Genomic DNA, 12,772 nt, shown 5'->3' with positions numbered 1-12,772 from the left:
CCTTCGTCACATGTCGAAAATCGTCTCAAGCTATACGACCCTGGCGGCAACATTTATTATTAAACAAGCTCTTAGATTAGTAGATTTGACGCAAATTTAAATGCGCCCGATTAATTTTCACTTAATCCTCGCCTACACGACAATTAAATCCATTACACCCGTGCAAAAAAATCACTGTTGGCCCCGCACACCGCTCTTTATAGTACGGAACGTCATTGTCACGGCATCGAATATCAGCAGCCGGCAATCAAGAAGATCGCCTGCATGCGAAAGATATTTTATCACCTCTGTAGCCTGTAGCGTGCCTATCACACCGACCACGGTATTCATCACCCCATTGACCGAGCAAGGCTGCTCCTGCGACGGAGGGCAGCATCCGAACCATGCGCGATAGTCGGCCCCTCCGGGGAGATAGGTGAATATCTGTCCGGCCATACGCTGCACAGCTCCATATACCATAGGCACACCAAGGGCCACACATGTGTCATTGACAAGAAGCCGTGTATTGAAATTGTCGGTACAGTCGACCACTATATCATAATCAGCCACAAGCGACGAAGCATTCTCGGGTGTAAGCATCTCTCGGACCTCCACTACCTCGACATGAGGATTTATCGCCCTCATCTTTCCGGCGGCACTTTCCACCTTGCTGCGTCCGATGTCGGAAGTGTGGTGTATAATCTGGCGCTGAAGGTTGCTAAGCGACACAGTGTCGGCATCGACTATGCCGATAGTCCCTACCCCTGCCGCCGCAAGATAGAGGCACACCGGAGAGCCAAGGCCTCCGGCTCCTACCACAAGCACACGCCCGCGCTCTATGGCGCGCTGTCCGGGCAGGTCAATTTCACACAAGGCGCGGTGACCGCTGTAACGCACCGCTATATCTTCATCAATGTCCTTATCCATTTTCAGTGACTTTACTTATCGCATTCTGCATGCGCCTGAGGCGCACTTCCGATGCCACCCTGTCATACGCCATTTTCCAGGCTATCGGCACCGCTACCCCGACCACCGTATACGCCACCCAGAAAAAATCGGAGGAAGCATGGTCGTGGATTACCATATGGCACCCTATCTGTCCGAAATCAAGACCGTACCACCATATCTTCACCAGGCTCACGAGCTTGAATGCGGATATATGGAATACGAACACACACATTGTCATCTCGCCGGCGGTGACAAGCATCCGGCGCAACAGATTGTCGCGGTTGTCGATATGACGTCCGAGCCAGCGCAGAAGCATGAATCCGAGTATTCCCGTCACAGGCAGAGTGGCTACGGTAAGCACCGTAGGAGTAAGCGTCATTCCGGTCCATTCCAGCCATGCCCCGGCTATCAGAAAAGCAACCACAGCGATGGCATGCCACCACGACATACACGGCAGCCGCGACTCAAGAGCCCGGAATATCACCCCGAAACTGAAGAAGAATATGCCCCATGTCTCGCGTATGCCACCCTGCACGACGGTGACGATACGCATGCCGCATCCTATCTTGAAAAGTGCGAAGGCAAGCGCGGCGGCGCATATCACCAACGACGCGCGTACCGCACCAATCCCGGGAAACAGCCGGCGCAGGAGCAACCGCAGCAACAGGTATCCCACCGATGTAATCAGCAGCGCTCTGAAAAACCAGAACGCTCCGGCCATGAACTCATCGTAGCCGGCCATGGAAAATATAATATGTACGAGCCTCTGAAAGAATGAATGCAGAGTGTAGGGATGTGTGACACCCCCCTTCCAGTTGCCGTAGGTCTCATTGAGTATGCCGAAATAAAACAATATGTTGTGGAGCACAAGAAACAGGAGCGCCCACTTTACAAACGGGAAATAAAGCCCCCTGACACGCTTCATGCAGAAACGCCATGGGTCATCGAGGCTCGACTGCGAAAAGAAATATCCTGCGGCTATAAAAAATACCGGCATATGGAAAAGATATATGAACCGCACAAGCATGTCGCCCCCCTCGGCATGGCCCGCAACCATAAGGATGATAGCCATTCCCTTTACAATCGACATGACGGCGTCACGGGGCCGGGGAGTATTAGCTGATGCAATCGAGTTTTCCATCTGATGGCCAAATTTAGCCATTTTTTTTGTAATTTTGCAACCTCCACTCCGACATATAACCAAGAGTAATAACAAATTTATGCTGAAATTTATCGGCTGCATGATGCAGCTTATCATATCCCCGGGCAAAGGATGGGTCGACGTGGCCGCAGTAGGCGAATCGCCGCAGCAGCTTGCCACATCGGGGTTCTACCCGTTGCTCGGCATTACCGCCTGCTCGGCATTCCTGCCCCGCATCTACGACAATAACCTCACTCTCCCGGTGCTCATAGAAAGCGCGGTGGTGACATTCGTGAGCTATTTTATCGCCTACTTTCTTGCATCAGCCCTGATGTCGGCCACTATAGGAAAGGTGTCGACCGACAATCCCGGCGACAAGAAGATAAACACATTCATCCTCTACAATCTGTCGATACTGGCCTTGATAACGCTGATACGCAACTGCCTGCCTATGGAACTGTCGCTCGTGCAGTTCATGCCGCTGTTCGTACTCGTAATCATGTGGGCCGGCCGTCAATATCTCAATATCGCAGAAGGCAACATTCCCTCGTTTCTGTTGCTCTGCGCTCTGTTTATCCTTCTGCCGCCCTATTTAGTAGGCTACATATTCAAGCTGCTTATGCCCATATGATTCCTTAGAAAGGGACAACAGAGACACTACAATCAACACACACGAAGACTGATAACATGAACAGTAAAGAAATCAACATAAAAAACCGTCGGGCAACCTACGACTACGCCATCACCGAGACTTTTACCGCGGGGATAGTGCTTACCGGCACCGAGATAAAATCGCTGCGCCAGGGGAAAGCAAGCCTTGTCGACACTTTCTGCCTTGTCGATAATGGAGAGGTATGGGTAAAGAATATGTATATAGCCGAATACTTCTACGGCACATACAACAACCACACCGAACGCCGCGACCGCAAGCTGCTGCTCAACCGCAAGGAGATAGCGCGTATGGAAAAATCGGGCAAAGAGGCCGGATTCACCATAGTGCCGCTGCGCCTGTTTATCAATGAGCGCGGTCTGGCCAAACTGGTGGTGGGAATAGCCCGCGGCAAGAAGGAATACGACAAGCGCCAGTCAATCAAAGAGCGCGAGGACAAGCGCGACATGGCCCGCATGATGCAGAAATAATGTAGCCGCGCCATGTGTTTTGCCGCAGCTCACGCCTAAAGCATTGTACCGTGGTCTGTGGCGGTAGCATTGTGCAGTCAATCACGACAAAAGATTTGCACAATCAAAAAAAACTACATACCTTTGCGCTATAATACCGGCTGCCTGAATGGTGGAATGGTAGACACGAGGGACTTAAAATCCCTTGGCCATAACGGCTGTGTGGGTTCGAGTCCCACTTCAGGTACCCTAAATCCCCTTAACTCATTGAGTTCAGGGGATTAATCATTTTAAGAGCTTGTTTAATAATAAATGTTGCCGTCAATAAGGTACATTCAACCGCTTGCAATGAAAATGCACCGAACCTCACGGCCCGGTGCATTCACACGGAATGATTACAGACTGATTAGATTTTTTCGTTTTTGACACAGTAAGTAGTTTGTTTTATTTTTCTTTTGTTCTCGTTTGTTTGTTATTTTATTATAGTTCACTAACTTTGCATATATACGCAACGAGCAAATTAAATCACGATGATTCCCAGCAACCCCAATCCACCAATGACACGCAAGGAAGTGAAGCACTTTCACGATGAAATGGCGCGTAAAATGAGCGGGAATTTCACACCCCGAGAGAGAGAATTATACCATCGAGCTAAAGAAACTTATGACACCTACATGAAAGCCAATGGCGGGAAAAACCCTTTTTTCGGTCTCTGATGTCATAATTTCTCCATTATCGGAGAGTGACATTGCATCGCTCTCCGATTTTTCATGCGGCTGCGCAGAAATTGACGATTTCTTTCATGATGAGGTACTCTTGTGTCGCAAGTACGGCTACCTTATCCCATACAAATGCGTCCTGAAAGAAAATGAGCAGACTATCGGCCTTTTTACACTCGCTAACGATATCCTTTCACTGGAGCATGAGGACAAAATAGATTTCCCGAATCTACCCTTTGAGTATTCATATATATTCAGCCGCCAGCCCTCATATCCGGCTATCAACATCGGACATCTTGCAGTCAGAAAGGATGTACAGTCAATGGGTATAGGATGTATTATTGTGGAGTTTGTAAGAGCTTCTTTCTCAATGATTAGGGTATCCGGTTGCCAGTTCATCACAGTCGATGCTCTCAATAATTATCGAACTATCAACTTCTATACTGATAAATTAGGATTTGAGTTTCAGACACTCTCTGACATGGGAAACCATACTCGCAGAATGTATCTTGACATATTCTCCCATCCCAACTAACACAAATAGTGGGCACTGATAGCCCGCTCTGCGCTTGGCTGACGCAGTACAGCCGACAGGCGCGACAAAAAAATTGACGGTGTGTCAGGTAGTCTGACACACCGTCGGTGTTATATTGAACCAATCAATAAAGACCTAAATCCAAGTGGATGACATCACTTCCATTCGTCGTGCTGCACGAGTTTGGAATTGGTGTTAATCTCGCCCTGAGGTATGGGCCATACTGTATCCTGAGCACCACGGGGATTCTGGTGGTTCAGTACACCGAAACCATTGCTACGGTCCTGCTGCATGCGGGTCTGGGCATTTGCAAATTCGCCCCAGCGGTAGAGGTCGGCAAAACGGAGGTCCTCGAAAGCGAGCTCTACGCGGCGCTCGTGGCGCACGATAGCACGGAGGTCGGCCTGAGAGAGGCTCTTGTTCTTGCCCTCTACATCACCCACCTTGGGCATGCCTACGCGCTGGCGCACCTGGTCGATGCAGTCGATAGCAGTAGTAGTGTCGGCACCCTTCTCGATAAGAGCCTCGGCATAGCTGAGAAGCACCTCGGCATAGCGGATAATGTAGTAGTCCATCGAGCCGTCGTATTCGTTCTGGGTATTTTCGGGGATGTACCACTTGAAGATATGCACTGTAGACGATGCTCCGCAGGTAGCGTAATATTTGCCGTTCCAAGTCATGCCGGGCACAAAGAGAGTGCCTTTGAGACGCGGGTCGCGGTTTTCCCACATACGCAGATCCTGGTTGGACTTCGAATACGGATTGCTACCGCCGGGGAGGAGTTCGGCCGGGAAGAGAGGAGACTCTGAGATGTGGAGACCGTCGGTGCAATAATATTCGTTGGCAAGGTTCATGGATGCTTCGATAGCATTCATCGGGGCTTTCCATGCGATGCCGAATGTCTGTCCCTCGCCAAGAGCCGGGCCCTTGTAGTGCACGCTCAGGAGCACTTCGTCGGCATTTTCATTGGCTTCGGTAAAGAGGTCGCGGAAGTTGGCATACAGGTCGGAGCCGTCGCCGGCCTTGAACAACTGAGCCTTGCCATAGACATTCTTGTAAGCGTCGATGGCGTCGTCATAACGCTGTGAGAAGAGGGCAATACGGCCAAGGATGGCGTATCCGGCCTCGCGGCTCATACGGCCGAAGCTCTGTGAACCCTTTGCAGGGAGGTTGGGGAGATTGGCTTTCAACTCGGCAATGATGGAGTTGACGATATCGGCCTTAGGTGTTTTGGCTACTTCGGCAGTCGCCATAGTAAGCGGTTCGGTGAAATAGGGCACATCGCGGAATACTGAAGTAAGGTTGCAGTATGCGAGCGCACGCAGAGCCATGGCCTCGGCACGGTATACATTCTTTACAGCGTCGGATGCCGCGATACGGTCGATATTGGCGGTCACCTCGTTGCATCGCTTGATGAGCTCGAAGTTGGCGTTCCAGTACATCGAGAAGCACTCGTCGTTGGTACCGGAAGTACACTCGCTGATTGAGCTTCCGAGCATCCAGTTGCCCCAGGTGTGGTCGCCGTTGTCGGTTGATGTCTCGCGCGAGAGGAAACCGAAGTTCCAGTTGTCGAGGTGGTCATTGTAGAGATTCATCGACTGCATAGCATCGTAGCAGGCGGTAAGCCCCATCAGAGCGTCGGCCTCGTTAGCCCAGAATGTGGATGAGGATGGCTGGTTGGGGTTGTCGACATTGAGGAAGTCATCGGAGCAAGAGGTCGACGTCATGGCCATGGCCGCAATGAGGGCCGAGCCAAAAATAGTCTTTATGTTTAAGATATTATGTTTCATGATTTGTTCCTTTCGAGATTAGAATTGAACATTAACGCCGAATGAATATGTCTTCATGCCGGGATGCACATCCTGACGGCTGTCGCCCGAGGTCTTTTCGGGATCCCAGTTCTTGAGGCTGGTGATTGTCCAGAGGTTGCCGCCCGAGAAGTAGAGACGGATGCTTGAGATACCTGCCTTGGCGAGCACGTGCTGGCGGAAAGTGTAGCCAACTTCGAGAGTCTTGAGACGCAGATAGCTTGCGTCCTCGAGCCAGAATGAAGAGTATCTGTCGTTGGCGGTGTTGCCGATACGGGGCATCGAGCCATTGGGATTTGTTTCAGACCAGCGGTCGAGGAAACGCTCGGTGAGGTTGCCACGGATATCGGAGGTAGTCTCCCAGCAGTAGCGCTCGATACCGCTTACACCCTGCCAGAAAGCAGATACGTCGAAGTTTTTCCATGTGGCTCCGAGGTTGAAGGCGTAGCTGTATTTGGGGAACGGATTACCGATAATCTTGAGGTCGGAGTCGTTGACATCGCCGTTGCCGTCGACATCCTCATACATGATATCGCCCGGCTGGGGGATAGAACCGTACTGTGTAACGACATTTCCGTCGGGGGTGAGGCGGTTGTTTACCTCATCCTGCGAACGGTAGATGCCGATAGCCTTGAGAGCGTAGTACGATCCGATAGGCTCGCCGATGCGGTTGATGGTACTGCCTGAGATGCGCTCCTGCTGTCCGCCCATCGCGAGGATTTCGTTTTTCACGTGAGAGATGCTGAATCCTACGTTCCATGTCCAGTCGCCGTAGGAGTCAAGATAGTTTACACTCCATTCGAGACCGCGGTTGCGCACGGAGCCTACATTCTGGTAAGGAGCGGAGAGATTGCCGAGGAAGATACCGGGCATTGCGAGCTGCATGAGGATGTCGGAGGTCTTCTTGTCAAACCAGTCAAGAGATGTTGACACACGGTTGTTCCAGAATCCGAGGTCGATACCAAGGTTCCATGTGCGTGTTGTCTCCCAGCGGATATCGTCGTTAGGCACAGATGTGGCTACCATACCGGCCTGCTTGTCGATGGCTTCGTTGAAGAAATAGTTGCCCGAGGCACCGAGGGTGGCGGTGTAGGGATAGTTGCCTATCTCCTGGTTGCCGAGCTTACCCCACGAGCCGCGAATCTTACCCATGTTGAGAATCTGCTGTATGTTGAAATTCTGGAAGAACTTCTCATTGGTGAACACCCAGCCGAGCGATACAGAGGGGAATGTGGCGTAGCGGTTCTTGGAGGGGAGGCGTGACGAGCCGTCGTGGCGCACGTTGAATTCCAGCATGTAGCGGTTGTCGTAGATGTAGTTGATACGTCCGAAGAACGACTGCAGGCGGTATCCCTGCGAGCTACCTCCGGCGGTAGGATTCTTTGTGCCGCCATCGAGCTCATAGATATTGTTGGTCGGGAAACCTGCCTTGGAGGCTTTGGTGCTGCGGTACTCCGAGCTGATGGCCGAGTGGCCGGCGAGGATGTTGATTTCGTGGGCACCGAAATGCTTGTTGTAGGTAAGGAGGTTTTCGATGGTCCAGGTAGCGTTGTTGTACCAGTAGTCGGTAAGCGAGTTCTCGGTGCTGCCGGCCTTGATAACCTTGCCGTCGGAATCGTAGCGCTCGCCTCCTGTAGGATTGAACGCCTTGGTGGTGTTCATGTCGAAGTTGTAGGCGAGGTTGAGCTGGTACTTGAGGCCATCGTATATGTCGAGAGCAGCCCAGGCCTTGCCGTTGAAGAACCACTTGTAGTTGTTGCGGTAGCCGTTGGTCATGCTCTCAAGCGGGTTCTTTATCTGCTCGGCGTTCAGACCGCTTGAAGTATTGGAGGCACCGTCGACATAACCGAAATGACCGTTGGAGTACATGGCGGGCACTGTGGGGCGTGTAAACCATGAGATGTAGCGCATGACACCGCCGGTACCAGCTACATCAATACAGGGAGCGGTAATCTTACTGCGCGAACCGAAGGCGTTCATGCCGAATGAGAAGCGCTTGTATTTTGTGTCGAGGTTAAGACGGAATCCGAGACGCTCCACGCCGGTCTGCATCATGATACCCTCCTGGTTGGAGTAGCTGAGCGACGCCATGTAGTTGCTTGTGCCGGAGCCACCTGACACGCCTACACGATGCTGCCACATGGGAGCGTTGCGGAGCACCTCGTCGAGCCAGTCGGTGTTGGCATAATGGTCGGGGTCGCTGCCGTCGCGCAGTTTCTGGAGGGCTGCGTCGTCGTATGTTGCATCACGGTTGGCATATGCCATGGCCTCGTTGCGGATAAGAGCCCAGTTGTAGGAGTCGACATAGTTGGGAAGGGTGCCGGGTGTCTGGAGGGTATAGCTGCCCTGGTAGTTCACGCTTACCTTCTCCGACTTCTGTCCGCGCTTGGTAGTGACAAGGATAACGCCATTGGCGGCACGCACACCATAGATTGCAGCAGATGCGGCATCCTTAAGTACCGATACACTCTCGATATCGGCAGCGGGGAGTTCCGACAGCTGCGAGAGGGCACACTCTACTCCGTCGATAAGGAGCATCGGGTTGTTGTTGCCGAAAGTGCCGATACCGCGGATACGGATTTCAGGGTTGTCGGCACCGGCCTGGGCGCCGCTTCCTGTCATCACAAGTCCGGGTACACGTCCCTGAAGGAGGGTTGCAGTGTTGGCCACGGGTATGTTTTCGATATCCTTGGAAGATACAGAGGCTACCGCGCCTGTAAGGTTGATTTTCTTTTGAGTGGCATAACCTACTACCACAGTCTCGTCGAGCATTGTGCTCGAGGGTTCGAGTACGACATTGAATGATGTACGGTCGCCTACGGGATAGGTTGCAGACGAATAGCCGATATAGCTTACCGTAATGCTCTGTTTCGGATCAGCATCAAGTCTGAATTCTCCATTTACGTCAGTAATCACGGTCACTTTCGTGCCCTTGATTTCAACTCTCGCGCCGATCAACGGCTCACCGTCAGGGTCGGTGACAGTTCCCTTCACCACGGCTCCTTGAGCTACAGTGACAGCGCAGACCATGGCGCTCATGGCCATCCCGCGGCGGAACTTACTGAAATAGTTCACACTCATAATGATTGGTAAATAACGGGCTTCCGCCTCCGTATGTACGGAGACAGTATTACCCAAGGTTAGAATAGATGGTTTGTGTTCTGCTAAAATTTAAGGTAAGAAACTCGTAATCCACATCATTTTACCGGCTCGTAGTAACGAACCCAGTCAATTTCCATCTCAACAGGCAAATCGGCAGGGTCTACCTCACCTACCCACTGTCCGCCAAGCTGCATGTCGATGAGCAGATACTGTGGTATGTAGAAGGGGAACTGACCTTCGGCACCGTCGTTGACCTTAGGATAGGTCAGCGTAGGCTCTCCATTGATCATGAATACAATTTTGTCGGGATACATCTCAACTCCGTATACGTTGAACTCATCACGATTGATGGGATATATGCCTGTCGACTGGGGATTGGCAGTGCGTCCGAGGTCGTAGGTATAATGGGAATGCACCGTCTGGTAAGCGCCATGATTGTTGTTGAGGCGCTCCATTATGTCGATTTCTCCGCCATTAGGCCACATATTGTTTTTGTGGTCGTAAGGGAGAAGCCATATGGCAGGCCATGCACCTTTGGCACCATGGAGCCTGGCACGAATCTCAAAACGCCCGGGGTCGAACGATTTTTTATCCTTGGTCCAGATGCCTCCGGTAAGATACGGGGCAGAATCTTTCGAGGTGTCGTCATTGACAATGCCTCGGAGCTTAAGCGTGCCGTCGCTTACCTCATAAAGGCGCGGATCGGGCGATTGGGTGTTCTGCCAGTCGGGAGTGCCTCGTGTACACTTGCTCCATGCGGTAGAGTCAATCTGCGTACCATCGAAATTCTCCTCCCAGGCAAGCCGCCACTTGGATTGGTCGGGGTTAGGGTAGTCGGATGCAAGCGCCATAATTGGCAGCGCCGAAATAACAAAAGATAATAAGCGGTTCATTTAGCAATAGTGATAGTTTGTTTTTATGGCATTAATTTGACGGAAACAAAGATATGATATTAATTTTTATTTTTCTTAACACCACAACTTTTTTTTAATATTATTTAACTATAATTATATCAAAATACTTCAATAATCACAAAAATACTATGGCATAGTTATTAATAACCCCAGATTACCTCCTATTAGTTACCTACCCCATAAGTCAATAGATATTGAAGTTACGATTACAAGAATTAACCAAATCTGTCTATATCGTGTGTGTCGTTTGCGTGATATCCCGCCTATCTCCATCCGGACTTCAAGTACCGATAATAATAGCTCCAGCCAATACATCCACAGATAAAAAAAGAGGCGTTGCGGCTGAAAACGCGTTTCGCCACAACGCCTCTACTTTACATAGATGTGGATTACTCGTCAAGACTGTCGGAACTCTTTTTGAGCTGACCGAGCAGATTGAACTTCAATTCCGTGCCGTCAGAAAGCCCGACGATATGTCCGCCTGACTTCTTGGTGATTCGGGTTATAGTGGCATCAGGATAGCTTGAAGCCACTTTTCTGCGGATATGTTTAGGCACGGGTTCATCGGGGACACTCTTCTTTTTGCAGTCGACGGATGTCCATTCTCCAGAATTGTTGAATTCTATCTTAGTGCCGTTTACCAGCTTTACGTCATAGTCAGTCTTCTTAAGCAGATGCTTGTCGACCTTAATCATAGACATTTTTGCCTTTGGAAAATAGGTGGTAATCATCTCCTGCGCCTTTACAGGAAGATTGTCACGGTCAAGAATCTAACCATATTTGAATATCAATGCATTGATACCGTATGGTGCAAATATGAAGGTTTAGAGCTTGTTTAATAATAAATGTTGCCGCCAGGGTCGTATAGCTTGAGACGATTTTCGACATGTGACGAAGGAGTGTACTTTATGTACACAACTGAGGAACAGGGCGAAAAGCGGCCAAGATATACGAAACAACCGGTAATTTTATAATTCCTCGCTCTCTCGCTGATTTTGAAATAAATGCAAAAATATATCAACGATATGAAACAAATTACCTCCAGTCGGTCAATCGCCGGCATCTTTCCGCCTGTTCTTCGGTCGTTATGGAACCCCATAACTCCCTCATCACAAGCGAAAATATACTCGACGATTGACCGCCCTGACGGTAACATTTATTATTAAACAAGCTCTTAAATTCATAAGAATGACATCAGTTACTTTGTCATTTCTTATCTCGGAAGGATGTTTGAAGCCCAGTCGGGAAGCTCATCAACATAGCGTTTCGCAAGCTCACCGTCGCTCAATCGGAACAAAAGCCGGGCTTCCGCGTCCTCAATTGAGTTGTCGTAGACATAGAGCCTGTCAACGTATGGAGCCAAAGCTATACAGTTTGCGATGGACTTGTCGTAGCGGGATATGATTTTGGGTATAGGCACATCGTGACCTCCATTCAGCACTCGGTTTGCTACTCGCTTCGCATTTATTGTCGGCGATTCAGTGGAAACGAAGAACAGACGGATAAAGAATCCGGCTTGCTTCGCTCTGAGAATGTAATCGACCTTATCTGCAGCAGACATCACAGTCTCAAAGATATGGCTCTTGCGTTCGGCAAGACATCTTTCCCTCCATTCATTGCAATAGTTGGCGGCTTTCAGTACAGATGCCTGATTGTTCCAGTCGCCGAATACATCGCGGGCGACATTGTCGGGATTGATATATTCCGAATCCTCCAACCACTCATGATGCAGAATCTTGGAGGTCACGGAAGTCTTGCCCGACCCATTGGGCCCGGCAATCACTATCAGCACCGGTCTGTGCTCACTTGCCGCCATTGCGAAGCCTGTTTAAGGTTTCTTCAACTCTTGCGCGAGCTTCATGCGAAGCTGCCTCAATACCGGCAACCACGCGCTCGGCAGCCCTGCGGGTGCTTTCGCGGGCATCCTCGGCCACCTCACGCATAATCTGTGCCATGCGTTCATCGCCCGGCTCCTCCATCGACGTAAGTCGATAACTATTCATCTCAGCTTCCGACATAATATAATCTTTTATTATTCAACGCCATCGACGTCCTCTATTATAGAGACATTGAAAGAAATCAACACATCTTCGTTAGTGTCTAATTATAACATTAACAAGAATTTATCGCTATGATTTCCGAGAACAAAATTACAGAAATTTTCTGTCTTGCAGATGACTTCTGCAAGTATTTTTCATCCTAACTCAAATCACCATCCTAATTCTCTTTCACAGCAAGGGATTCAGAGAATAATTCAGTCATTATGAAACTCCATAAATCCATGCTGCTTTCTATCACAGTATTCATCAAAGAAGTGCTGCCGGGGACATGTACAGGCGAACTCATGTTTCTGTATATATCGCGTGTGTCGTTTGTGTGATATCCCGCCTATCTCCATCCGGACTTCAAGTACCGATAATAATAGCTCCTGCCAATACATCCACAGATAAAAAAAGAGGCGTTGCGGCTGAAAACGCGTTTCGCCACAACGCCTCTACTTTACATAG

11 protein-coding genes, 1 tRNA gene and 1 pseudogene are annotated in these 12,772 nt (G+C 50.1%); 5 read left to right on the top strand and 8 right to left on the bottom strand.

The window, feature by feature from the left end; genetic code table 11:
* Positions 1-171: 171 nt before the first annotated feature.
* On the bottom strand, positions 172-906 hold the full coding sequence (locus K2I50_RS09095; RefSeq protein WP_301026004.1) for a HesA/MoeB/ThiF family protein: 735 nt from the start codon (positions 904-906) through the stop codon (positions 172-174).
* Entirely contained in the window at positions 899-2,089 is a 1,191-nt protein-coding gene (locus K2I50_RS09090; RefSeq protein ID WP_301026003.1) for an acyltransferase family protein, read from the bottom strand. The genes K2I50_RS09095 and K2I50_RS09090 overlap by 8 nt, the downstream gene beginning before the upstream one ends.
* 58 nt (positions 2,090-2,147) lie before the next feature.
* Here K2I50_RS09090 and K2I50_RS09085 point away from each other — a divergent pair, with 58 nt between their 5' ends.
* From K2I50_RS09085 to K2I50_RS09070, 4 genes are all read left to right on the top strand, one after another.
* Positions 2,148-2,699, top strand: coding sequence for a hypothetical protein (locus K2I50_RS09085; RefSeq protein ID WP_301026002.1), 552 nt, complete (start codon positions 2,148-2,150; stop codon positions 2,697-2,699).
* A 56-nt stretch (positions 2,700-2,755) separates the two neighbouring features.
* The gene (gene smpB, locus K2I50_RS09080) at positions 2,756-3,208 is read left to right on the top strand and encodes an SsrA-binding protein SmpB (protein ID WP_068959790.1); all 453 of its coding nucleotides are present in this window, start codon (positions 2,756-2,758) and stop codon (positions 3,206-3,208) included.
* 142 nt (positions 3,209-3,350) lie between these two features.
* Positions 3,351-3,434: transfer RNA gene (locus tag K2I50_RS09075), tRNA-Leu, on the top strand.
* 437 nt (positions 3,435-3,871) lie between these two features.
* On the top strand, positions 3,872-4,441 hold the full coding sequence (locus K2I50_RS09070; protein ID WP_301026001.1) for an N-acetyltransferase: 570 nt from the start codon (positions 3,872-3,874) through the stop codon (positions 4,439-4,441).
* Positions 4,442-4,596: 155 nt separating this feature from the next.
* On the opposite strand, the gene K2I50_RS09065 is transcribed toward K2I50_RS09070, so the two are convergent.
* The 6 genes from K2I50_RS09065 to K2I50_RS09040 all read right to left on the bottom strand — a co-directional run bounded on the left by K2I50_RS09065 (position 4,597) and on the right by K2I50_RS09040 (position 12,283).
* Entirely contained in the window at positions 4,597-6,231 is a 1,635-nt protein-coding gene (locus K2I50_RS09065; RefSeq protein ID WP_301026000.1) for a RagB/SusD family nutrient uptake outer membrane protein, read from the bottom strand.
* A gap of 18 nt (positions 6,232-6,249) precedes the next feature.
* A complete protein-coding gene (locus K2I50_RS09060; RefSeq protein WP_301025999.1) occupies positions 6,250-9,330 on the bottom strand; it encodes a SusC/RagA family TonB-linked outer membrane protein in 3,081 nt (1,026 codons plus the stop codon).
* A 116-nt stretch (positions 9,331-9,446) separates the two neighbouring features.
* Positions 9,447-10,244: a glycoside hydrolase family 16 protein gene (locus tag K2I50_RS09055; RefSeq protein ID WP_301025998.1), complete on the bottom strand. Its 798-nt coding sequence runs from the start codon at positions 10,242-10,244 to the stop codon at positions 9,447-9,449.
* 410 nt (positions 10,245-10,654) lie between these two features.
* Entirely contained in the window at positions 10,655-10,966 is a 312-nt protein-coding gene (locus tag K2I50_RS09050) for a PepSY-like domain-containing protein (RefSeq protein WP_301025997.1), read from the bottom strand.
* Positions 10,967-11,478: 512 nt separating this feature from the next.
* A complete protein-coding gene (locus K2I50_RS09045; protein ID WP_301025996.1) occupies positions 11,479-12,081 on the bottom strand; it encodes an ATPase in 603 nt (200 codons plus the stop codon).
* Entirely contained in the window at positions 12,068-12,283 is a 216-nt protein-coding gene (locus K2I50_RS09040) for a hypothetical protein (protein WP_068959783.1), read from the bottom strand. Before K2I50_RS09040 ends, K2I50_RS09045 begins: the two co-directional genes overlap by 14 nt.
* A gap of 113 nt (positions 12,284-12,396) precedes the next feature.
* Here K2I50_RS09040 and K2I50_RS10900 point away from each other — a divergent pair.
* A pseudogene (locus tag K2I50_RS10900) lies at positions 12,397-12,603 on the top strand (IS982 family transposase); the annotation flags it as partial.
* Positions 12,604-12,772 lie beyond the last annotated feature (169 nt).

The sequence above is a fragment of the Muribaculum sp. genome (assembly GCF_029051885.1).
Taxonomy (GTDB): Bacteria; Bacteroidota; Bacteroidia; order Bacteroidales; family Muribaculaceae; genus Muribaculum.
This window is presented reverse-complemented; position numbering and strand designations above follow the sequence as displayed.

Bases quoted from the DNA above. Each gene is read 5' to 3' on its own strand.
- K2I50_RS09095 (WP_301026004.1), bottom strand. From the start codon at position 906: ATGGATAAGGACATTGATGAAGATATAGCGGTGCGTTACAGCGGTCAC.
- K2I50_RS09090 (WP_301026003.1), bottom strand. From the start codon at position 2,089: ATGGCTAAATTTGGCCATCAGATGGAAAACTCGATTGCATCAGCTAAT.
- K2I50_RS09085 (WP_301026002.1), top strand. From the start codon at position 2,148: ATGCTGAAATTTATCGGCTGCATGATGCAGCTTATCATATCCCCGGGC.
- smpB (WP_068959790.1), top strand. From the start codon at position 2,756: ATGAACAGTAAAGAAATCAACATAAAAAACCGTCGGGCAACCTACGAC.
- K2I50_RS09070 (WP_301026001.1), top strand. From the start codon at position 3,872: ATGGCGGGAAAAACCCTTTTTTCGGTCTCTGATGTCATAATTTCTCCA.
- K2I50_RS09065 (WP_301026000.1), bottom strand. From the start codon at position 6,231: ATGAAACATAATATCTTAAACATAAAGACTATTTTTGGCTCGGCCCTC.
- K2I50_RS09060 (WP_301025999.1), bottom strand. From the start codon at position 9,330: ATGAGTGTGAACTATTTCAGTAAGTTCCGCCGCGGGATGGCCATGAGC.
- K2I50_RS09055 (WP_301025998.1), bottom strand. From the start codon at position 10,244: ATGAACCGCTTATTATCTTTTGTTATTTCGGCGCTGCCAATTATGGCG.
- K2I50_RS09050 (WP_301025997.1), bottom strand. From the start codon at position 10,966: ATGTCTATGATTAAGGTCGACAAGCATCTGCTTAAGAAGACTGACTAT.
- K2I50_RS09045 (WP_301025996.1), bottom strand. From the start codon at position 12,081: ATGGCGGCAAGTGAGCACAGACCGGTGCTGATAGTGATTGCCGGGCCC.
- K2I50_RS09040 (WP_068959783.1), bottom strand. From the start codon at position 12,283: ATGTCGGAAGCTGAGATGAATAGTTATCGACTTACGTCGATGGAGGAG.